The 21,206-nt window shown below is 32.9% G+C and carries 22 protein-coding genes and 1 pseudogene; 14 read left to right on the top strand and 9 right to left on the bottom strand.

From position 1 onward, the window contains the following. Positions 1–8: 8 nt before the first annotated feature. The 3 genes from MQX03_RS08495 (at position 9) to MQX03_RS08485 (ending at position 3,922) form a co-directional block, all read left to right on the top strand. Positions 9–1,820: a metallophosphoesterase family protein gene (locus tag MQX03_RS08495; protein WP_242802545.1), complete on the top strand. Its 1,812-nt coding sequence runs from the start codon at positions 9–11 to the stop codon at positions 1,818–1,820. A 331-nt stretch (positions 1,821–2,151) separates the two neighbouring features. Next, the gene (locus MQX03_RS08490; protein WP_242802544.1) at positions 2,152–3,222 is read left to right on the top strand and encodes a serine hydrolase domain-containing protein; all 1,071 of its coding nucleotides are present in this window, start codon (positions 2,152–2,154) and stop codon (positions 3,220–3,222) included. Positions 3,223–3,361: 139 nt separating this feature from the next. Continuing rightward, the gene (locus tag MQX03_RS08485; RefSeq protein ID WP_242802543.1) at positions 3,362–3,922 is read left to right on the top strand and encodes a DUF6624 domain-containing protein; all 561 of its coding nucleotides are present in this window, start codon (positions 3,362–3,364) and stop codon (positions 3,920–3,922) included. 186 nt (positions 3,923–4,108) lie between these two features. On the opposite strand, the gene MQX03_RS08480 is transcribed toward MQX03_RS08485, so the two are convergent. Then, positions 4,109–4,732 (bottom strand): helix-turn-helix transcriptional regulator, encoded by a 624-nt coding sequence (locus MQX03_RS08480; RefSeq protein ID WP_242802542.1) that lies wholly within the window; start codon positions 4,730–4,732, stop codon positions 4,109–4,111. Positions 4,733–4,919: 187 nt separating this feature from the next. Here MQX03_RS08480 and MQX03_RS08475 point away from each other — a divergent pair, with 187 nt between their 5' ends. The 5 genes and pseudogenes from MQX03_RS08475 to MQX03_RS08455 all read left to right on the top strand — a co-directional run bounded on the left by MQX03_RS08475 (position 4,920) and on the right by MQX03_RS08455 (position 7,385). Beyond that, on the top strand, positions 4,920–5,546 hold the full coding sequence (locus MQX03_RS08475) for a superoxide dismutase (RefSeq protein ID WP_242802541.1): 627 nt from the start codon (positions 4,920–4,922) through the stop codon (positions 5,544–5,546). A gap of 14 nt (positions 5,547–5,560) precedes the next feature. Next, positions 5,561–6,058: pseudogene (locus MQX03_RS08470) on the top strand (DUF2480 family protein). 5 nt (positions 6,059–6,063) lie between these two features. Next, on the top strand, positions 6,064–6,618 hold the full coding sequence (locus MQX03_RS08465; protein ID WP_242802540.1) for an NADPH-dependent FMN reductase: 555 nt from the start codon (positions 6,064–6,066) through the stop codon (positions 6,616–6,618). After that, complete coding sequence (locus tag MQX03_RS08460; protein WP_242802539.1) at positions 6,615–6,953, top strand: 2Fe-2S iron-sulfur cluster-binding family protein; 339 nt, start codon at positions 6,615–6,617, stop codon at positions 6,951–6,953. Before MQX03_RS08465 ends, MQX03_RS08460 begins: the two co-directional genes overlap by 4 nt. A gap of 81 nt (positions 6,954–7,034) precedes the next feature. Continuing rightward, complete coding sequence (locus MQX03_RS08455; RefSeq protein ID WP_242802538.1) at positions 7,035–7,385, top strand: 4Fe-4S dicluster domain-containing protein; 351 nt, start codon at positions 7,035–7,037, stop codon at positions 7,383–7,385. Between the two features lie 484 nt (positions 7,386–7,869). Here MQX03_RS08455 and MQX03_RS08450 read toward each other — a convergent pair whose 3' ends face one another. From MQX03_RS08450 to MQX03_RS08420, 7 genes are all read right to left on the bottom strand, one after another. Beyond that, on the bottom strand, positions 7,870–9,246 hold the full coding sequence (locus MQX03_RS08450; protein ID WP_242802537.1) for a serine hydrolase domain-containing protein: 1,377 nt from the start codon (positions 9,244–9,246) through the stop codon (positions 7,870–7,872). Between the two features lie 30 nt (positions 9,247–9,276). After that, positions 9,277–9,990, bottom strand: coding sequence for a DUF1266 domain-containing protein (locus MQX03_RS08445; RefSeq protein ID WP_242802536.1), 714 nt, complete (start codon positions 9,988–9,990; stop codon positions 9,277–9,279). Between the two features lie 7 nt (positions 9,991–9,997). Next, positions 9,998–10,696, bottom strand: coding sequence for a hypothetical protein (locus tag MQX03_RS08440; protein WP_242802535.1), 699 nt, complete (start codon positions 10,694–10,696; stop codon positions 9,998–10,000). A gap of 28 nt (positions 10,697–10,724) precedes the next feature. Beyond that, entirely contained in the window at positions 10,725–11,183 is a 459-nt protein-coding gene (locus MQX03_RS08435; RefSeq protein ID WP_242802534.1) for a hypothetical protein, read from the bottom strand. A gap of 213 nt (positions 11,184–11,396) precedes the next feature. After that, positions 11,397–12,860: a serine hydrolase domain-containing protein gene (locus tag MQX03_RS08430; protein ID WP_242802533.1), complete on the bottom strand. Its 1,464-nt coding sequence runs from the start codon at positions 12,858–12,860 to the stop codon at positions 11,397–11,399. 55 nt (positions 12,861–12,915) lie between these two features. Next, the gene (locus MQX03_RS08425) at positions 12,916–13,974 is read right to left on the bottom strand and encodes a serine hydrolase domain-containing protein (protein ID WP_242802532.1); all 1,059 of its coding nucleotides are present in this window, start codon (positions 13,972–13,974) and stop codon (positions 12,916–12,918) included. A gap of 138 nt (positions 13,975–14,112) precedes the next feature. Next, positions 14,113–15,267: a helix-turn-helix domain-containing protein gene (locus MQX03_RS08420; protein WP_242802531.1), complete on the bottom strand. Its 1,155-nt coding sequence runs from the start codon at positions 15,265–15,267 to the stop codon at positions 14,113–14,115. A gap of 414 nt (positions 15,268–15,681) precedes the next feature. Here MQX03_RS08420 and MQX03_RS08415 point away from each other — a divergent pair, with 414 nt between their 5' ends. From MQX03_RS08415 to MQX03_RS08395, 5 genes are all read left to right on the top strand, one after another. Continuing rightward, the gene (locus MQX03_RS08415) at positions 15,682–16,545 is read left to right on the top strand and encodes an AadS family aminoglycoside 6-adenylyltransferase (RefSeq protein WP_242802530.1); all 864 of its coding nucleotides are present in this window, start codon (positions 15,682–15,684) and stop codon (positions 16,543–16,545) included. 163 nt (positions 16,546–16,708) lie between these two features. Further along, positions 16,709–17,230 (top strand): GNAT family N-acetyltransferase, encoded by a 522-nt coding sequence (locus MQX03_RS08410; RefSeq protein WP_242802529.1) that lies wholly within the window; start codon positions 16,709–16,711, stop codon positions 17,228–17,230. A gap of 168 nt (positions 17,231–17,398) precedes the next feature. Then, positions 17,399–18,031 carry a LysE family translocator gene (locus tag MQX03_RS08405; protein ID WP_242802528.1) on the top strand — a complete coding sequence of 211 codons (633 nt, stop codon included), beginning with the start codon at positions 17,399–17,401 and terminating at the stop codon, positions 18,029–18,031. 83 nt (positions 18,032–18,114) lie between these two features. Next, positions 18,115–18,678 carry a helix-turn-helix domain-containing protein gene (locus MQX03_RS08400; protein WP_242802527.1) on the top strand — a complete coding sequence of 188 codons (564 nt, stop codon included), beginning with the start codon at positions 18,115–18,117 and terminating at the stop codon, positions 18,676–18,678. A 54-nt stretch (positions 18,679–18,732) separates the two neighbouring features. Further along, entirely contained in the window at positions 18,733–19,557 is an 825-nt protein-coding gene (locus MQX03_RS08395) for a KilA-N domain-containing protein (protein WP_242802526.1), read from the top strand. A gap of 55 nt (positions 19,558–19,612) precedes the next feature. On the opposite strand, the gene MQX03_RS08390 is transcribed toward MQX03_RS08395, so the two are convergent. Further along, a complete protein-coding gene (locus tag MQX03_RS08390; protein WP_242802525.1) occupies positions 19,613–20,254 on the bottom strand; it encodes a GNAT family N-acetyltransferase in 642 nt (213 codons plus the stop codon). A 240-nt stretch (positions 20,255–20,494) separates the two neighbouring features. On the opposite strand from MQX03_RS08390, the gene MQX03_RS08385 reads away from it, so the two are divergent. Beyond that, positions 20,495–21,205, top strand: coding sequence for a PmeII family type II restriction endonuclease (locus tag MQX03_RS08385; protein WP_242802524.1), 711 nt, complete (start codon positions 20,495–20,497; stop codon positions 21,203–21,205). The last annotated feature ends 1 nt before the right edge of the window (position 21,206 follow it).

Raw genomic sequence — 21,206 nt, 5'->3', positions numbered from 1 at the left:
ATACAGTTTTGAAAAAACATTTTTCTATTCATGTTTTAGTTGCTTTACTGCTTTCCCTAAACGTATTTGCACAACATAAGGCAATTCAAATAGCCTTTTTGGCAGATGTTCATTTTCAGGATCTTTACGGAGACTTTTCAGATAATACATTCAGAGGAGTAGAAAATCTAAAAACCAAAAAGAAAACCTTATTGAGAACAATGGATTCTCAGCTCCATTCGACAAGAATTTTTAATGAAAATTATTTTGCTTTTCTGGCAGCTTTGGATGATGTAGCAAAACGGGGAATTAAAATCGTCGCACTTCCCGGTGATTATACTGATGATGGACAAGCCTACAATTTAAGAGGATTAAAACGGATTTTAAATGAGTATGAGAAAAAGTATGGGATAAAGTTTTTTATTACTACAGGAAATCACGATCCGGTAAGTCCGTTTTTGAAGGATGGTGGTAAATCTGATTTTTTAGGCGAAAATGGAAGCCCTGTTAACATTTTCAGTAATAAAAATTTAGTTCAAAATAATGGTCAGGAAACCTTCATAACCAAAGATATTGCGATGTCTGGCTATCTTGAAATTATGAACGAGCTCAAAGAATTTGGGTTCTCCCCTTCTGAAAAAGATCTGTTTTGGGAAACTCCATTTAATCATAATCCTTACAAAGATTATAGTTTTAAAAAGGCTTTAAAAAGTTCAGAATATTCCAACAGAATGTATGAAGTTAGTCAAGGATTTTCTGTTCCTGATTTGAGTTATGTGGTAGAACCTATAAAAGGAATTTGGCTTTTAGCAATTGACGGAAATACCTATTTGCCAAAAAATAGTAATGGAAATCCAACAAATCCCGATAATTTTCATGGTGCTTCCGTTGGATACAACAATGTACTTACCAATAAAAAACATTTGATTGATTGGGTGAAAAATATTTCGAAAGAAGCAGAAAAAAACCACAAAATTCTCATTGCATTTACACATTACCCTATGCTTGATTACAATGACGGTGCTTCTGAAGATATTAAAAATTTATTAGGTAAAAATAAATGGCAGCTTGACAGAGTACCAAATGATCAGGTTGCTCAGGTTTTTGCTGATGCAGGACTGAAACTTCATTTCGCAGGTCACATGCACATCAACGATACCGGAATCAAAAAGTTTGAAAACGGAAAAATGCTGGTCAACATTCAGGTTCCTTCGTTGGCAGCTTATCTTCCGGGATATAAAATTTTAACGGTGAATTCTCCCGCTGATTTTGAAGTAGAAACGGTTTCTATTACTGATGTTCCACGTTTTGATGAGCTATTTCCTTTGTATCTGAAAGAGTTTGATGCTTTAAAAAATCAGAATACAAAAGATATCTGGAACATTGACATTTTAAAAACAAAGAATTATCACGATTTCACATTATTTCATTTAAAAGAACTGGTGCGATTGAGATTTGTTCCTTCAGAGTGGCCTAAAGATTTTATTGAGGAAGCTTCCAAACTTTCAGGAGAAGATTTACTTTATTTAAGTATTGACACTGCAAATTCAAATAAAATAAATGCAGAAAAATTTAAAACATGGAATTTTGAAGATGCTTTACTAAATCTTTATCAATTACAGTCTGCAGACGAATTAGCAAAAAAAGACATTCCTGAAAAACGCCTTTCACAATTCAAAATTTTGCACGAAAATTTCGAAAAAGTGAATACAGAAGATGAATTTCTAAATCAGCTGAAAACATTCTTCAAAATTTTAAATAAACTATTTTCGGGAGATCCCGCAGACCATTTCAAAATTAATTTTGAGAAAAGGGAGATTGTAAAATTAAAAACTGATTAGCGTTGTTTGGCTTAAAAGTGACCCGAGAAATGCAGTTTTCGAACACTTTTGTGGATGACCTGAATAAACTTGCAGATCTTACTATGCTGTAGAATATGACAAATACCTAAAAGGCATGAAACAATTTTAATGAATAGTTTTTTTTTATATTGCTAGAGACTTAGTTTCAAGTATAGTAGAAAATAAAATCAATATTAGCAAGACTATCATAATAATCATAAAACATAACTTTCCCTCCTTGTTTACGGGATGAAAAATAAAAAATTAATTTACTACTTTGTATTACATAGTATTAAAAAATAAATATATCTTTGTGTAAAATTACACCACTATGCAAAGATTATTTTTATTATGCTTTATCGTATTGTTTTCGATTGTATCGAATGCTCAAGATCTGAATCGAAAAATCGACAGTCTGATCCAAGCAGAATTCAAAGAAATCAATGGACCGGGCGGTGTTTTCCTTATTGCGAAAAAAGGGAAACCTATTTATAAAAAAGCCTTCGGAATGGCAAACCTTGAATTGGACTCCCAACTGAATACAAACAGTGTATTCCAGATTGGTTCTATGACCAAACAGTTCACGGCAATAGCCATTTTGATGTTAGAAGAACATGGAAAATTAAAGGTAAGTGATGCTGTTTCGAAATACATTCCCTCTTATCCCAATGGAGATAAGATCACTATTCATGATCTTTTGACCCACACTTCCGGTATCAAGGATTTTACGAAAATGAAAGCATTGCAAGACATTGCTCAAAAGGAAATGACGCCGGAACAAATGGTCGATTTCTTTAAGAATGAACCGGTGGATTTTGCTCCAAGAGAAAAATTCGACTATAATAATTCAGGGTATGTGGTTTTAGGTTATATCATTGAATTGGCATCTGGAGGATCATACGAAGATTTTATTAAGAAGAATATATTTGACAAAGCAGAAATGACAAATTCTTTTTACGCCAGCGACAGGAAAATTATAAAAAACAGGGCATTTGGTTACCACAAAAAAAGTTCAGGCTACGTGAATAAAACAATGATCAATTTCAGTGTTCCTTTTTCCTCCGGTTCACTCATGTCGACTTTGGATGATATGCTGAAATGGCAGAATGCCTTAAATCATAATCTATTATTAACTTCAAAAGAAGAGACAAAGGCTTTTACCAAATACAAGCTTAATAATGGTCAGGAAATAGAATACGGATACGGATGGCACCTAAAGAACATCAATGGAACTCCGACTCGTGAACACGGCGGAAGCATTTTCGGATTCAAATCTATGGCAGTTTATATTCCTGAAAAAGACATTTATGTAGTTGGATTCAGTAATTGCGATTGTAATTCCCCTACCCAACTTGTTAAAGATATCGCGAAACTAAGTCTGGAAAATTCTAAAGATAAATAAACTCAGATGAGATATTAAAATACCTTTTTTTATCGGTATAGGCAATTTATCAGACGGGCATTAGCACAACAAGGTAAATTGTAAATTCTTATATTTGATTTAAACAAAGTGAATTTATTCTAACTAAAATTTCCATTTAATGAAAAATAACTTTTCCAGGCAATTATTAGAATTATCTGAATATGATTTGTCAGTAAGGGATAGATTATTAAAAGAGAACAAACTTTCAGGGGGATATCATCCCGAGATGGAAAGTGTTCATCGGCGTAATGCACAAAAGCTGAGAGAGATCATTCGGCTGATCGGTTTCCCTACCATCTCAAAAGTTGGGAAGGAGGCAAATAAAGCTGCCTGGCTGATCATCCAACACGCCATTGCAGAACCCGAATTTATGAAAGAGGCTTACCAGTTGATGCTTGAAAACAGCAATGACAATGATTTAAAGGATCGTGCCTATCTCTTCGACAGGATACAATTTTTTCAGGGAAAACCACAGAAATTTGCAACACAGCTCAATTCAGATGGCACCATCTACCCTGTCATCAACAAGGATCAAATCAACGAGTTAAGGATCAAAAACAATTTACCAATTTTATCCCTTGAAGAAATCGACCGCATTCTTCCGATTGAAGATATTGAAAGGATCGAGAATGAAAATCCAGACTATCTCTTATGGAGAAAAAAAGTGGGATGGATTTAATGAATTTCTCATATATTATTAAAGGTGTAAAATATATTCATTAAGTCTTACATTCCCATAAATATTCGCTACGATGAACCAACATTAGAACTCAAAAGATCTAAAGATTTTATTACTAAAATTAGGCTGAATCACTTTTGGGATAATGTCTAAGAATTTAATTTGAGCTTTTTTATAAAAAGTAGATTAAATTTCAGTTATCTTATACTTGCAACGATTACCATCTGACAGGATGTGCTCTACTCTTTCTACCTTATATTCCTCTCCTATGATACTCTGAAAATTTTTCAGCTCACTGCGACAAAATCCCTGACATTCCCGTGCAGCCGCGCATATAGGACAATGATTTTCGGTTAAATAGTAGACTTCATCAATTGTATTCCATTCTGCCATATAACCCTCGTCACTTCTCAATTTCACCAACGTTTCCAAACGCTGCTCTAACGTAAACTTATTTTCCATTGCATTCTGGTATCGGTCGTAAGCCACTTTCTCCCGGTCATTGATGAGCAGATCCAAGGCGTTTTCACCTAATAGATTTTTAACAGACCTCAATAACTGGACGGTGACATCTGCATGGGTATCGGGAAATTTTGACAGCCCATTGGGAGTAAGAACATAGTAGGTACTCGGTCTCCCCACTCCAACATTTTTTAGAACAGGCTCGATTAATCCTTTATTAGCCAGACTGATCAAATGTTTTCTCGCCCCTTCTTTTGTGATATTAAGTTTTTGGGCAACCTCTAAAGAAGTAGCTTCAGTTTTCATTTTTAAAAACATCAAAATTTGTTCTCCTGCAGTTTTTTCCATTTGTCAATATTTTGGTTGTTTTATTTCCCGTTACAAATATAGTTATTTTCAATAATTTGTCATTTTAAACTTTAACAAGCTACATTTCAAATAAATGCAAATATTTTCAATACACCAATTAAACAACCTAATAGTTGTTTAATTTACTTTTACACTATCTTTGCCCTATAAAAATAACAAAAGAATTATGTCAACATTTAAATTACCACAGCTTCCTTACTCCTATGATGCCCTAGAACCCTATCTTGATCAAGAAACGATGAGCATCCATCACCAAAAGCATCATCAGGCCTATGTCGACAACCTCAACATTGCTTTAGAAAAAGAGGAAAAAAACAATTCGGATCTTGAATTAATCCTTCAAAAAATCAGTTGGTATGGTCCGTCCGTAAGAAATAATGCCGGAGGACATTTCAACCATTCTTTATTTTGGGAAATTCTTTCACCAACTGCAAAATTGGCGCCTGAAGGCCAACTCGATGAAGCTATTAAAGTAAAATTTGGAAACTTGGACAATTTAAAAGCAGAGATAAAAAAAGTCGGCCTAAGCCAATTTGGATCAGGATGGGTTTGGCTGTATGTAAAATTCAATGGTTTACTTGCTGTCACTGCGACACCTAATCAGGACAACCCAATGATGGATACGCAGATAACGGATAGAGGATTTCCGATTCTCGGTTTTGATGTTTGGGAACACGCCTATTACCTGGCGTATCAAAATAAGAGAGCAGATTATATTGACTCCCTATGGTATGTTTTAGATTGGGAGTCAGTTGAAAAAAAATATGATGAAACCCTTTTAAAGATCAAATAATTAAATCAAATATTATGGAAAATATTTTTTTTAACAAAGTTGATGCATCCGGTATTGTTGCCATTGATCTTTTAGATCTCAAACCTATTGAGGAAATTAAAGTACTTGATATTAAAGATCATCTTTTTATGGGACTTATTGTAAAAGAAAAAGAATTTCGCGAGTCCGTTTCGTCGATTGATTTTACCAAATTCAAAGATAAAATTGTGGCTATAATCTGTTCTGCGGACGCAATCCTACCTCCGTGGATCTTTATGCTGATTGCAGAAAAAATATTTACACACGCTAAAAATATTTATTTTGACAATCCTGAAAAAGTATTGGAAAACATTTGACTGGACAATCTTAAATCTGCTGATCTAACATTTTATAAGGACAAAAAAGTAGTGGTCAGAGCCAGAACCGAAATTACACCTGCATTGTATCTTTCCGCAACGCTATTTCTCAAACCTTTGGTTAAAACCTTGATGTACGGAGAAATTGGAATGCCGAAAGTCATATTTAAAAATTAGAAAAAATGAAAGCTATTATATTTAATGGAGCGTTAGAAAGAAGAACCGAATCTATTTCAGGTTTGATTACCAATTATTTCGCTGATCAATTGCTCAATTTAAAAATTAAAACTGAAGTTTTCAATCTTGTCGATTCCGGAATTCCTCTATTTGACACATCTCTTAGAAAAACGCCGCTAGCTGTAGAAAGGATGTATCAATTGTTTAGAGAAGCCGACCTTCATTTTTGGTTCGCACCTCTTTACCACGGAAGTATCCCAGGCGTGATGAAAAACTGTCTGGATTGGCTGGAAGTTACCGCAAAAAGTAACCCGCCCTATCTCACAGATAAAACCATAGGATTCGTATGCTGGGCAGAAGGCCTGCATGCCATGCAGGGAATTACGGCGATGGACGCCATTGCGAAATCTTTAAGAGCCTGGCCATTGCCGTTCAGTGTTCCAATACTTCGCTCTTCTCTGTTCGACAATGATGATAAAACAAAATTTTCAGAATTCTACAAGAATAAATTTGATCAGCTCATTAATATCGCTACTCATAAAAAAATTGTAAATTTATGACGAATACTGCAAATAATGAACTGGATATCAACATAACAGTAAGAGATCAGAATGGTATCGTCCATACACTGAACTGCCCCACTGATATGGGACTCAATTTAAAAGATATCTGTAAAGTTTATGAATTATCAATGGAAGCTGTCTGTGGAGGAATGGCAATGTGTGCAACTTGTCACTGTTTTATTTTAAACGACATTGAACTTCCTGAAAAGGGAGATATTGAAGAAGCTCTTCTGTCAGAGTTGTTTACATCAAATAGCACCAGTAGATTAGCTTGTCAAATTCAGATCACAAAAGAACTAAATGGTTTATCCATTGAAATAGCATCCAATTAAAAACAAAGATTTTGTTTTATTTCAAGAGGGATTTTAATTTAAAATGAGAATCCCTCTTTTACACCTATAATTTAATTCACAATGGCAATAATGATAACAGATGCATGCATCAATTGCGGTGCCTGCGAGCCGGAATGCCCAAATAACGCAATATATGAGGGCGCAATGGAATGGCGGTGGAAAGATAAGACCAAACTTTCAGGTAAATTGACCTCTCCTGATGGCCAGCAGATAGATTCTGAAGAATTCAATGAAGGTTATTCTGACGAAGTCTACTATATTGTTCCGGGAAAATGTACAGAATGTAAAGGTTTTCATGATGAACCACAATGCAAGGAAGTTTGCCCCGTCGACTGTTGTGTTGACGATCCTAACCATAGGGAAACAGACGAAATATTATTTGAACGTCAAAAATTTCTTCATCACGAATGATTTAAATTAGTATTTGTCATATCATTTGCAAACTATATATTTTTTTCATGGAAAACACCATATCTCTTAAAACTTCAAAGGTAGCTAGTTGCAAGATATCGCCATTGCTTATAAATGGCAATAGACAGATAAAAATAGTCAAGATGAAAGCTGCTAATTTGTCTACCAAATAATCTTCAAGCTACAAATAAGGTTACTGTCAAGATGAGCACAAAAAGTAAAAGCAATTTTATTTTTAAAATCTTCGACTTTTCTTTTCTTGTCCATATAAATGGACAGACATTAACTGAAACCTGGGTTAAATCTAACAAGCATTTTTTTTCTCAAAATCCTTTGGTCTATGAGTATTTTAATGGAAAGTATCCTCCCAGTATAAAAGAAATTTTGGATTTAAAACAAAAGAACCATACTCCATATAAAACATTAAAAATTATGAATTGTCGGATCTGTCAAAATAATGAAGCAAACTCCAAAGAAGATAAATTTAAGGCATCGGATATCTAAATAGTTTTTTTCGTATTTCCACTACCCCAGCCTTAGTCAATTTAATGCTAGAGTATTTTCCATTAGAATCTCTAATAAATTCAAGGGTTCTGTTATCATCATCTGATCTGAAAAATTTATTATCTGATTCCGGAAATAGCTCAATATCGAAATCATTATAATAGAGCTTTCCATTATTTTCAAGAATTTTAACATCTTCATAATTTCCTTTAAAGAGCTTGTAAAGCGATATATTGTTTTTAACCTTCTGATGATAATATGGAAGTTCAACATCTTTACCAAAGCATATTGCTGCTAATCCGTATGCAAACATATAAGCTGGAGACTGATTATTAGAAAGAACAATGACAAGCAAATCATCATCTGTAAAACGGTTGAGGGAAGTCATAGCTCCAAAAAAGCCACCATCATGAGCAATCAATTGATGTCCTTGACGATAGAAAGGATTGATCAGGAATCCGTATCCAAAGTTTTGTTCATTATATGAAGTAAACATCAGTTGCTGCATTTTTTCACTTAAAATCGTTACCCCATATAAAGCTCTATCCCATTTTGAAAGATCATCAACCGTTGAATAGATCCCATCATGTCCAATATTAAATGACCAATTGATGTATGGGTTTTTGTTATAACTTTTCTCCTTTTTGATATACCTGTCAGCCATATTCGTTATCACTTTATCATTGGTCATAACACCAGTATCATTCATTTTCAGTGGATCAAAGATATTTTCTTTTAAATATATTGAATAGCTTTTGCCACTTACTTTTTCTATAATACGTGCCAGCAGGTAATAACCAATATTACTATATTCAGCCTGCTTTCCCGGCGTAAATAAAAGTTCTTTGTGAGCAATGTAACTCAATACATTATCTTGGGTTAAAGAAACCTGGTTAAGATAGAGTTCATCAAAATCCATTGGAAGCCCTGACATGTGAGAAAGCATCATGTGAAGTGTGATTTGATCACCTTTTAGAAAGTCTGGAAAGTATTTATTTAGTGCATCATCAACTGATAAAAGTTTACGCTCTGCCAATTGAAGAATTGCTGCAGCAGTAAACTGTTTGCTTACAGAAGCCAAGCTGAATTTTGTATCAGCAGTTGATTTTATTTTCCATTCATAATTTGCATAACCATAAGCTTCCCGAAACAGCACAGAATCTTTTCTGACAATCAGAACGGTACCACTAAATCCATTCACATCTGCCTGGGCCTGCATGTAATTTGATAATTTTTCAGAGAGGCTCTTCCGATTCTCTGTTATATTAACATTCTTCTCAACCTTTTTGATTTGCGAAAAGCCTTTGAGAGAGAGTAAGCTAATTCCTAAAAGAAATAATAATTTTGAGTTTCTCATACATAGTAGGTGTTGAACATAGGTTTCTAATCAGAGGTAGGTTCTATTCTTGAGTGGGCTTTGGCTGTTATTCAATAAGTCATTTGCAATCTGTACCATTCCATTATTACTGCCTCCACCCCAAATGGCTCTTCCAAAAATATAACTCGTTGTGTATTCTTTCCAGGTGCTGCAATATTTTTTCAATTCATTGTGAGATTTTGCTAAATATTCTATGAGCTCCTTTTCAGAAATATAACCCAATTCGTAGCAACACCGTGCTAAAAACACACTTCTTCCATAATTCCAGCCGCTATCTTTTATTTTTTTTAACTGAGTAAAATCTGTGATAATTTTCTGCTCAATTAATTCAGGAACAACATTTTTCAATGTTCTGAACAGATTCAGGTAATATTCAAAAACGTCCTCTTCATTGGGAAGATTTGATCTTAAAATATCAACATAGTTTTCTGAGTTTTCAAATGCTTTATATACAATATCAAGATTTTCATCTTGATTTCTGTCATGCAAACTCTGGAGAATTTCTATAGCCTGATCTTGATCTGATATTCCCCAATATGTTTCAACTAAATTTGTAATATCAGATTTGTTCAACCCCGTTTCATAAGAATTCAGGTATGCCGACTGTTGTTCGGCATACATTGAACCTACCAGCAAATGATCCAATAAATAGCCATTTACTCTATTTTTATCATTTAATCGTATGCTTTTAAATGAATTTAAAAATTTTGATAAAAGCCCCATGCTATTATTAAGACATTTTTAAATTAGGAAATCTGTCTTGTAAAATTGCTACCAATTTTTCGCCGACTACCTGATATTTTGCTCTTGTTTTCAATTGCTTTTTCAGGTTGAGCATATCTTCAGGATCTACCCTATAATTAAGTCTATCGTGAATTTCAAGAGATAATGAACTTCCGTCTATATCAAAAGTGATAACATGTGTTTTGGGTAAATATTCTTCTGATGATTTGGCATAAACACCCAATTGCGATTTCAGGATACCTCCATATTGAAGTGTGGCTTTTTCGATTCTAAAATTGTCAAATACAATGTGTTCATCTAATTCACCAACTGTATCGGTACTGAAAAAATGTAAATCGTTTCCACTTAAAACCCAGAAAGAATCTGTTTCAATCCGTCTAAGCTTTACCCCTATTGCGGATAATGCAACATTTTTTAGTCCGTCAGTTACAAGTTCCTGCATCTTATTGGTTGTTGACTGGGGAACAGATGCAGAAGTAAAAGCATCAATTCGCTTCCCTCTCATCCACTCTGTTATTTTTGGAAAATCCTGCGCTAAAAGCTCTTGTTTATACTGGTTATATTTAGTTCTTTCAGAATCTAAATCAATTTCTGATTTTGCAGTTTTGTGTTTTTTATTCATGATAATCATGAAAGCTATCCCTGCAATTATTACTACGACTGGAATTAAAAATAATGGATTCATTTTTTATTTGGTTTAAGTTTTTTAATATTTAAATAGTTGTTGGATTTACTTTTTTAGGCTTGTCTTTAGAAAAAATCCCATAGAGAATAAGTATGATAATCAATACTATTATGAATTTCCCTCCATATTGTGTGTAAAGCCCAAGCTGCAAAAGATCTTCTTTATTCAGTTTATTTTCATTCATAATCTGATCTAGCTGTTCATTAGTTAATTCGAAATATTCGTCACTTTCTTTTTTTGCTAAGACCAATTTGGGTTCCTGCGTTATCCAGACCGGAATGACCCAGGCAATATTATATTCCTGATGCATTCTTGCCAAATCCAGGTATTCTTTTGAGTCTTTACTTACAGCATACTTCTCAGTGTTCGGTAAATCTGCTATTATTTCTATTTTATCAACCTTTCCAAATGGAATTTTCGCCTTTGCTGAAATAAGATTTGTTGCTAGGATTGAAACAAAAGATAGTAAGAGAATTTTTTTTATCATATTTTAATATTTGATTTTGGCTCATATCAGCTGTAAGACAATATTTTTGAATATTGCAACACTTACATATCTGAATATTGATGAGCTGCGATTAATTTATGGTTTTAATTTATGGATAGAAAGCACTATTGCGTTATTCTCTTATTGTGAATACACAAACAGGACATGAAAATGAAAAATACCGGTCAGTAATTTTTTCATGGGAAACTGTATTTATTTTTTAGTTATTTGAACTTCTGTTTTCATGGAATCTCTTGTTAAGACAACAGAGTTTATCTTTCCATTGCTGAAATCAAATTTTAGTGCATTTGGATAATCTACAATTTTAAAAGTTCCATCTTTCAGATACAGTAATTCGTTAGCATTTTTTCCTTTAAAATATCCTAAAAATAGAGATTCAACATAGAGCCTGTTATTCTTTTCTACAATTTTTGTTTCCGCTCCCTGCCCATAAAGAAAATCGTTATACGTCCCGACAAGTTGTTTTTTTAAGCTCAAAGGAAGTTCCTGAGTGTTTTCATTGGATATTTTCTTATTCCAGTCCATTAATGTCAGAAGCTTTATGCGGGCTTCATTTATCACCGGAATACGATTAGGCTTTTCGCCATTCGCAAGAATTACAAAACCATTCCCGTCTTCCATAGTAGCCAAAATACTTCCCCCAACTCCAGTATTGGAACCATTACACATAAACCAATTATAGTTGTTATAAGCAACAGACTTTTGCCAGCCGTAGCCCCAACCGCCAACAGCATCTTTCAAAGCTGTTACTTCCGTTACTTTTTTGGCAACCTGATGAGAAATCACTTTGTTATTTTTATTGCGTAAAGCATTTTGTATCTCAATAGAAAGCTTAGCTAGATCTGTAGGGGTAGACCATACTCCTGATGCTCCAATCTGTGGCGTAATGGGCAAGCCTGTTTTTATAACTTTTCCATCCTTATCGTGAACAGAAGCTACATTTGTTGGAAACCCTTTTTCATTAGGCTGTATCATGGTGGTATTCGTCAAGCCAAGAGGTACAAAAAGATGTTCTTTCGCCAGTTCTGTAATAGATTTATTCAAAGTATCCTCTAACGCCATTTGGATAATTACATAACCTCCACCGCTATATTCAAAACCGGTTCCCGGCGTAAACAGGAATTCTATTTCCTTATCATACCTTGGGATCTGCCCTAAAAGACTTTGTTTTATAGTTGGGATGACATCTCCATTGTAATAGTCTGAGAATCCTCCTTGGTTTGTACCCGAAGTATGATTAAAAAATTGTCTCCAGGTTGGACTATTCTTTTCTGTAAACTTACTTTTTGGCAAATGCCAGCGTTTTAAGTACTTATCGATTGGCTCATCCAAGTTAATTAATCCTTTTTCTTCAAGGATATGGCAAAGAAGTGCTGTTATTGGTTTTGTGATTGACGCTGTGGAAAAAGCAGTGTTTACATCTAATTTGTCTTTAGAATCCATAGATTTCACACCTACCTGGCTTGAGTATACAATCTTATAATTTTCAAAAACGACAAGGCTAAAACCAGGAAGCTTATACTTTTCTAACTGCTTATCAATATGTAAACTGTCTGTAAGAAAGCTATAATCTTTTTTTGAGGTTACTGCATTATTCCTAGTTTGGCAACTCAACATGATGAGTGTAACAATGAGTAAATAAAGTGTATTTTTCATGGTATGATCTTCTTTTAGGATAAAAGTTCTTTTTGCTCAGCCAACTGTTTTTAATCTATTTCAATACTGTATCATAAATTTTATTCAACAGATCCTGTCTCATTTTTGAGTTTCTCTGGTCAAGAAGGATGATAATACCCCACTTTTTATTCCTGTTGTAGCAGATGATGGAAGACTGTCCCATAGAATCTCCTGATTTCATATAAATTGTATTTTTGTCATCAGTTACGATATTCAGTCCTAATCCCATTTCTCTTTTTTCATCTTTATACGTGATTTTTTCCGTGATGATGGCAGCTTTACCTACTGTTGTTTCTTTATTTAGTACTGCTTTTAAATACGTTACCATATCGGAAGCATTAGATTTTATTAATCCAGCAGATGCGGTAATGTTCCATTTGAAAAATTCCTGGATTCCTCCATTAGGATTATGGGCAGTTGTTTTGTTTTTTACATCAAAATCCTTAGTTAATGTCTGAGTCATATGTAACGGCTTTATTATTTTAGATCTGATAATTTCATCATAGCTCTTACCATACACTTTCTCCAATATTTGCCCCAGTAAAGTATATCCAATCGTAGAATAACGATATTTACCATAATCTTTCAGTTCACTGCAATTATTGATTATAGCAGCCAATGTTTCTGCAGTCACGCTATTTACAGGCTGCTGCGGATCCTGTTCTATCAATTTCGCAAAATCGATATCAGGTAAACCAGACTGATGTGATGCCAGATCCGAAATTTTAATTTTGTTTCTAAGATTCTGCTGTAGTACATATTCTTTAGGGAGAAATCCGTCTATATAATCATCTAATTTTATTTTATGATCCAAAACCGCCTGGGCAATTAAATTTGAAGTCATAATTTTAGTGATTGATGCAATTTCGAATATCGAGTTTTTATTAATTTTTGTTTGGCTTTCTGCATTCAAATTACCATAGGCAGTATAATATTCTTCATTGCTATTGATAAAGGCAACACTAATTCCTACCTCAGGATTTTTTTTATAATTATCGCTTATGATGGAATCAATCTTTTGGGTAATGTTTTGTCCAAAAGAAAAACTGCTTATAAATAATAGTCCTGCTAAAAGTTTTAATGAAGTTTTCATTGTATCGTTTTTTTATGTTAAAAATTATTTCGATACAAAGATGTGAGAGAAAACAAAATTATGCGACCGAATAAAAGTATTCAATCACATTTGTGCAAAAAAATAAGTACGAATCCTTACAGAAAAGAGTACGAGTAATTACAAACTACTTATTTTCAAATCCTTACGATAACTAGTTGGTGTATTACCCGTGTGTTTTTTAAAAGCGGTATTAAAAGAAGATTTTGAATTAAAACCGACTTCATACAGAATCTCAAGAATAGTTACCTTACTTTTTGAAGCATCTTTTAAAATTTCCATGGCATTCTCTATACGATAAGTATTCACAAAATCGTAAAAATGTTGCCCTATTTGATGATTGATTAAAAGAGATAAATCCCGCACTGGAATTTCAATATCACTGGAAACATCCTGAATGGTGAGCGAAGAGTTAAGGTAAGGTTTTTTCTCAACCATGTATTTTTTTAATTTCAAAAGTTCTTCGTTATATTCTCTTTCATCTATGGTTGATTGTTCACAGCCTTTCTCTTCTGAAACAAGCTCAGAAACAAGCTTTAGTTTTGAATCAATATTTCTAAAAAGACCTGGATTATTTAATGCTTTGAACAGATACCAACAAAAGATAAAGAGAGAAGATACTAAAAGTCCGATCTTGATCCATTCTGAAATGTATGGATAATCAGAGAATTTTAAAATATTTTTTAAAAGAGCTACCGTATATAAAATGGTCAATACAATGGTAAACTGGAATAGCCAATTATAGGAACTGATGTTTTTCCCTGCATAGTTTTCAAGATATAGTTTCTTTGATTTTCTTAATACTCTAAAAACAGCAATGATGTATAAAACGATCTGAAAATGGATTAAAATATGAATGAACTGGAACTCTATCATATTTTGACGATTCTGAATAAAACTCATTTTCGATGCGTCATCTACAGTATAAAAACGTGGCAGTAAAACCAAATTAACAATTAAAAATGGGAGCAGATGTAGTAAATATTTTGGCTTTAACTTAAAATCAGAGTAACAGACTGATATTATATAGAGATAAAAAACAGGAATTTGCAGGAAAGCGAAGGTGGTCCTAAACATTCCCAGGTTAGAAGGGCCATCAGCCAGCATGTTAAACAAAGGCTCACTAATATCTATTGCATTTAACAGTAGAAAAACAGCAAACAGAGAATTACTTATTTTGTACTTTGTTTTAAGTGTAATCAGGAAAAATGCCAGAAACAATGAAATGAATAAAGAGACTATATTTACAATAATTAATAAATTGATTTTATCCATTCCTTACCCTTCTTTGTATATAGTTATTTTATTTAAAAATTTTTATTGGAATTCCAGCAGTCTTTTAAGATCCAAAAAGTGCAAATATAAAAATTAGATTGACTTTACTTTAGTTTTTTTCAATCAAAAATATATTCCAGCATGTCTATCGAGCGGGCTACTGCTTTTCAAAGGCTTTTATTTAATTTTATAACACACATTTCCAAATGGTTATTACATACATTCGGTGAATCATTTTATATACTAATTTTCGAAATAAATTCAATTGATTGATTAACAGCATTACAAAATTAAAAAAGATTACCTTCGTAAGTTCACTCATTATTCCTGATAATTAATAGATAAATTACAAGTAAAAACTTGCAATGAAGTTTCTCATCAATTGATATATCACTTAAAACAACTGAATAAAAAATGAAAATCAGAGAAGAAAAACTAAACTCCATTATTGAGTGGGCGGAAAGAAATGAAGATGTAAGAGTTCTCCTTTTGACAAGCTCTCTCGCAAATCCATTAGCACCCGTTGACCAATTTAGCGACTTAGACATTGAATTTGTTTTCGAGAAAAATACAGGCTACATTTCAGACAAAAGGTGGACACTTAGCTTTGGAAATCCTATTGCAATGATTGAAGAAGATGAAAGTTGTTTCGATAATAAACACGCAATGAAAATGGTGTTGTATGATGACGGTGTTAAAGTAGATTTTAAACTTTATAGCAAATCAAAATTTTTAAAAGAAACTCAACAAAAAGAATTACCCGAAGATTGGGATATTGGCTATAAAATTCTGGTTGACAAAGATGGGATTACAAAGGAAATGCTAAAGCCAACGCATCAAGTTTCTATTATCAAAAAACCATCCGAAAAAGAGTTTCAGAGTATTTTAAACGACTTTTGGTGGGACACAACTTATGTAGTAAAATGCATTGCGAGAGATGAAATATTCTATGCAAAATTTATGTCAGAAACAATTATACGCACCGAATATTTAATTCCCTTAATCCAATGGTATATTGCAAGTGAACACAATTGGAATATAACAACCAATAAACACGGAAGATTATTCAAAAAGTATCTAAACTCAGAAATTTGGGCAAAAACAGAGCAAACATTTTCGGGAAGCAAATTAGAAGATAACTGGAACGCTTTATTCGCAATGGCTGAATTATTTTCTGAAATGGGGACTAAGTTATCGGAAAAATTAGGTTACAAATATCCTAATAAGCTAGAAAAAGATATACGAAAATATTTAAACGAAGTAAAGGCTAAAAAATAACTACGTCGTAAACAAGAGTGCTTTGCATCAGACGGACGAAACTATAAGACCCAAACATAGCTGTTTTTTAAATTTTGTACTTTAGCCTAACGTTTGAGCGTCAAAATTTAGATTTATTCAAAACATTTTAGCTACAATAATTCTAAGCAAGTCTTATAAAAGTATGGAGTTCAATTCAAACATAGTTATCCAAACAAATCGTTTAAGATTAAAACTTATTGATGAAAAATACATTGATGAAATTAATATCAACTTTACGAAAGAGGTAACGAAATATATGCCCTTCAATCCAAACGGGAATAGAATAGAAATTGAAAATTTCGTGAAAAATTCTATCAAATGTTTTAAGGAAAAAACAGACATTGTATTGGTTGTGTTTGATGCTAATGAAATTTTTATTGGATGTTGCGGAATTCACAATATAAATTCAGAATCAGTAGAGCTTGGATTATGGCTCAAAGAAAATAGTCAAAGTCAAGGATTTGGAACGGAAATTATAAGTAGCCTGATAAATTTTATTGAACAAAATTTCAAGATTAATTATATCATTTATCCTGTTGACAAAGAAAATATTAAAAGTAGAAAAATTCCTGAAAAACTGGGATTTAAAGAGTTTAAAACTTACTCAAAACAAAAAGATGATTCTGTCAACTTGAATATTGTAGAATATCGAAAATATTACTGAAGCTAACAAAGATTTATCTCAGACGAACTGAATCACAAAATTCAAGCTTAATTCCTCAGTTGAAATATGTACTTTAGCTGGAGATTCTGGCTTGGAAATTCAGCTTGATTTAAATATTTTGATTGCAATAAATTCAGATATCGAATTATTTTAAAAACACACTATAAAATGACAGGAATAATAAATTTAGAAGCATTTATAGTTACTGCACTCATTGTAGTAACAACACCAGGTATAGACACCATTATGGTTTTGACCAGAAGTATTTCTAAAGGGAAAAAAGCTGGACTTTATTCGGCTTTGGGGGTTAGTTTAGGACTGATATTTCATACTTGTGCCGTGACTTTTGGTCTTTCGCTAATCATTGCACAATCAGCAATGGCATTCGGTATCATCAAGTATTTAGGAGCTGGATACCTAATTTACATCGGTATCAAATCGTTATTAAGTAAAAGCGAACAAACAGAGATAAAAGCAACTAATATTAAAATCACCGGATTGAGAAAAATGTTTTTAACTGCTTTTCTGAGCGACGTTCTAAATCCCAAAATTGCCATTTTCTTTTTAGCATTTCTGCCACAGTTCATTCAGCCAACAGAAATTAATAATCCAATCCCCTACCTTTTGCTGGGGTTAATTATGTTCTTTATTACGCTTGTTTGGTGTGCCTTTTTGGCGTTGATGGGTAGTAAAGTTGCAGTGCTTTTTAATAAAAATAAAAAGACTGAAAGTTGGTTAAATAAGACATCCGGAGTCGTATTTATTTTATTAGGGCTAAAGGTAGCATTGACAAAAAAGTAGCAAACGAAAGATTTTTGTTGCAACCAACTGAGTCCTTATGAACTTAATAATTGTACTTTTACAAATCTGTTATCCAAAGAAATATGACAACACTTTTTATAAAAAATATGGTCTGCAACCGTTGTATAATGGTGGTTCAAAATGAATTGGATAAGCTTGATTTGTCTGCAATAAGCATAAAGCTTGGCGAAGTGGTTTTTGAAAAAGAGCCGACTATCGAAGAGAAGCAGAATTTAGCAGAAGCCTTATCAGTATTGGGTTTTGAAATGATTGATGATAAAAAAAGCAGGATGATAGAGCAAATCAAAAATGTTATTATTGATTTAGTACATCATAAGGATAATGACGCAAAAACCAATCTATCTGATATCTTGAGTGAAAAACTCAACCACGACTACAATTATCTTTCTAATCTATTTTCTGAGGTTGAGAGTACCACAATAGAAAAATATTTTATCGCTCAGAAGATTGAAAGAGTAAAAGAGTTATTGGTTTATGATGAATTGTCATTGAGTGAAATCGCTTTTCAGCTCAACTATTCCAGCGTTGCCTACCTCAGCAATCAATTCAAAAAGACTACCGGATTGACGCCGAGCCATTTCAAGCAAATAAAGGAAGAGAAACGCAAACCTTTGGATGAAGTTTAGGTATTTGTATCATTTCAAAATATTATTGAAAGTGTAAAATTCAAGTGCTCAATTATGGCAAAAAATAAAAAGATAAATGTTCAGGGAGTTGATATTATTTTATATGAAGATGATAGCAACGATTTTATTTCCCTGACCGATATAGCTCGACACAAAGACCCCGAAAATATGGATACTATCGTCCAAAATTGGATGAGAAACCGAAACACTATCGAACTATTGGGCTTTTGGGAAACGATGTACAACCCAGATTTTAAACCCCTCGAATTCGAGGGGTTTAAAAAGCAGGCGGGACTCAACAGTTTTGTAATGACCCCAAAACGTTGGATAGAACATACAAATGCTATCGGAATTGTTTCAAAAGCTGGAAGATACGGAGGAACTTTTGCTCATAAAGACATTGCTTTGGAATTTGCATCGTGGATTTCCATAGAATTTAAACTTTACATAATCAAAGAGTTTCAGCGATTAAAAGATGACGAAAACAACCGACTAAAATTAGAATGGAATTTGCAACGCACCATTTCCAAAATCAATTATCGAATTCATACTGATGCAATTAAAGAAAGTCTGATACCGCAAGAAATCACAAAGCAACAAGCAAGTTTTGTTTACGCCAACGAAGCTGATTTACTCAATGTTGCCTTATTCGGAATTACTGCAAAAGAATGGAGAGAAACGAATCCCGACCAAAAAGGAAATATCCGAGACGATGCAACATTAGAGCAATTGGTGGTTTTGAGCAATATGGAAGGTATCAATGCTTTGCTTATTCAACAAGGATTATCACAAAGTGACAGACTTATACAACTCAACAAAGTTGCAATTACTCAAATGAAATCATTGATAGAAAGTAAAGCCATTAAGAAGCTAAAATAAAGGAAGAGAAACGCGAACCAGTTGGCCAAAATTTCATGAAGAAAAGGAGTAATCATTAGTCTATTAATACAGCTGAAGTATAAAGACAATACAATTCCAAACCTAAAGTTTCATATAGTGATTTGCCTTCTTCTGTCGCCACCAAAAAATTTTTAAAAACGCCTTTTGATAAAGCAATATTTTCTAATTCTTTCATCAAAAAAGTTGCAAGGCCTTTTCTTTTATGGTTATTTTCAGTTTTTATTCTGTCGTAAACTGCTAAATCATCCACGATAATAACCCGGCCTTCTGAAGCTAGTTCACCATTTTTCGTAACAATTCTAACAACTACAGTTGAGTTATAATTTTCAAACTCTAATTTATACGCCTCATTTAATTGGGTGCTTACAATATCCATTTTATGAAAACAACACATCATGTAACCTTGTGATTGAATTTTCCATTTATCTGAAATTTTGCCCTCAATTTCTTTTGGTGAAGCACAGACCTTTAGAAAAACCCATGGCTCATCAATTTCTTTTGAAAGTTGAATAAAATCTTCGTTAAGTTCTGTAAAAACAAAACGGCTTTTCTGATTTTCGAAACCAACATCAACTTTAAAGCCTGACTTATACTTCACAGGTAACGATAATTCTCTAGACAAAGACCAAGCTGTAAGCCATTTCGCAATGATATCTTTAGAAATCGGATGTTCCATTTAAAACAAATATTAAAAAAGCTAAAATATAAAAAACTTCTCTCAACAAGGGTAAGCGTTGCACTGCCTAACCGAAAACCAATTTAAATGATTACTCATTGCGGAATAATATGAAATTTCATAATATTGTTTAAACTATTTTGTTTTGAGTTAGTAATCATTCTATACAACCAGCGTGCTAACATCAACAACCGAAAATATTAGACAAAAGACTTAACTTAGCCAACCAATTAATAAAAGATGACAGAAGAACAAAGACTTGAAATTTTAAACAATGCTAAAGACTTTTTCAGAACCGAAATTGTTACAAGTCATATCGAAGGAGCTTGTAATAGGGCTAGTAAATTATCTGAATATAATGTAAATCCATTTTTATTTAAATATTTGGCGAATTTTCTCACAGGAAATGATAATGCTGAAAGTATAGCAAAAGCTTTGGTTTTACCGAGAATTTTAGGGTCTTCAATTAACACTTCATTTGGAATGAAAGTTCAAAAATTAATTGGACAATTATTTCAAGGTTTAGGCTCAACAACATCTGGAATTGATATTGAATTTATTGACGCAACAGATGGAAGAAGAAAATACTGCCAATTAAAAGCTGGTCCAAACACAATTAATCACGATGATGTTACAACTGTTATTAATCATTTTAATGGTGTTCGGAATTTAGCTAGAACAAACAATTTAAATATTGGAATTAATGATATGATTGTTGGTGTTATTTATGGAGAAGAAGCCGAATTAAGTTCACATTACAAGAAAATATCTCAATTATATCCAGTAATAATTGGAAAAGATTTTTGGCATAAATTAACAGGCAAAGAAGATTTCTATTTTGACTTGATTGATGCAATTGGAGATGTAGCCTTAGAAGTTGACGGTAGTCATATAGTTGAAGAGACTATCTCAAAACTGACAATTGAAATCCAAGAAAAATACTTTGAGTAAA

Source organism: Chryseobacterium aahli, from assembly GCF_022699665.1.
In the GTDB taxonomy this organism is placed as follows: Bacteria; Bacteroidota; Bacteroidia; order Flavobacteriales; family Weeksellaceae; genus Chryseobacterium; species Chryseobacterium aahli.
Note: the sequence above shows the minus strand (reverse complement) of the source record. Positions and strands in the feature narration are given on the sequence as shown.

Bases quoted from the DNA above. Each gene is read 5' to 3' on its own strand.
- MQX03_RS08490 (WP_242802544.1), top strand. From the start codon at position 2,152: ATGCAAAGATTATTTTTATTATGCTTTATCGTATTGTTTTCGATTGTA.
- MQX03_RS08485 (WP_242802543.1), top strand. From the start codon at position 3,362: ATGAAAAATAACTTTTCCAGGCAATTATTAGAATTATCTGAATATGAT.
- MQX03_RS08480 (WP_242802542.1), bottom strand. From the start codon at position 4,732: ATGGAAAAAACTGCAGGAGAACAAATTTTGATGTTTTTAAAAATGAAA.
- MQX03_RS08475 (WP_242802541.1), top strand. From the start codon at position 4,920: ATGTCAACATTTAAATTACCACAGCTTCCTTACTCCTATGATGCCCTA.
- MQX03_RS08465 (WP_242802540.1), top strand. From the start codon at position 6,064: ATGAAAGCTATTATATTTAATGGAGCGTTAGAAAGAAGAACCGAATCT.
- MQX03_RS08460 (WP_242802539.1), top strand. From the start codon at position 6,615: ATGACGAATACTGCAAATAATGAACTGGATATCAACATAACAGTAAGA.
- MQX03_RS08455 (WP_242802538.1), top strand. From the start codon at position 7,035: ATGGCAATAATGATAACAGATGCATGCATCAATTGCGGTGCCTGCGAG.
- MQX03_RS08450 (WP_242802537.1), bottom strand. From the start codon at position 9,246: ATGAGAAACTCAAAATTATTATTTCTTTTAGGAATTAGCTTACTCTCT.
- MQX03_RS08445 (WP_242802536.1), bottom strand. From the start codon at position 9,990: ATGGGGCTTTTATCAAAATTTTTAAATTCATTTAAAAGCATACGATTA.
- MQX03_RS08440 (WP_242802535.1), bottom strand. From the start codon at position 10,696: ATGAATCCATTATTTTTAATTCCAGTCGTAGTAATAATTGCAGGGATA.
- MQX03_RS08435 (WP_242802534.1), bottom strand. From the start codon at position 11,183: ATGATAAAAAAAATTCTCTTACTATCTTTTGTTTCAATCCTAGCAACA.
- MQX03_RS08430 (WP_242802533.1), bottom strand. From the start codon at position 12,860: ATGAAAAATACACTTTATTTACTCATTGTTACACTCATCATGTTGAGT.
- MQX03_RS08425 (WP_242802532.1), bottom strand. From the start codon at position 13,974: ATGAAAACTTCATTAAAACTTTTAGCAGGACTATTATTTATAAGCAGT.
- MQX03_RS08420 (WP_242802531.1), bottom strand. From the start codon at position 15,267: ATGGATAAAATCAATTTATTAATTATTGTAAATATAGTCTCTTTATTC.
- MQX03_RS08415 (WP_242802530.1), top strand. From the start codon at position 15,682: ATGAAAATCAGAGAAGAAAAACTAAACTCCATTATTGAGTGGGCGGAA.
- MQX03_RS08410 (WP_242802529.1), top strand. From the start codon at position 16,709: ATGGAGTTCAATTCAAACATAGTTATCCAAACAAATCGTTTAAGATTA.
- MQX03_RS08405 (WP_242802528.1), top strand. From the start codon at position 17,399: ATGACAGGAATAATAAATTTAGAAGCATTTATAGTTACTGCACTCATT.
- MQX03_RS08400 (WP_242802527.1), top strand. From the start codon at position 18,115: ATGACAACACTTTTTATAAAAAATATGGTCTGCAACCGTTGTATAATG.
- MQX03_RS08395 (WP_242802526.1), top strand. From the start codon at position 18,733: ATGGCAAAAAATAAAAAGATAAATGTTCAGGGAGTTGATATTATTTTA.
- MQX03_RS08390 (WP_242802525.1), bottom strand. From the start codon at position 20,254: ATGGAACATCCGATTTCTAAAGATATCATTGCGAAATGGCTTACAGCT.
- MQX03_RS08385 (WP_242802524.1), top strand. From the start codon at position 20,495: ATGACAGAAGAACAAAGACTTGAAATTTTAAACAATGCTAAAGACTTT.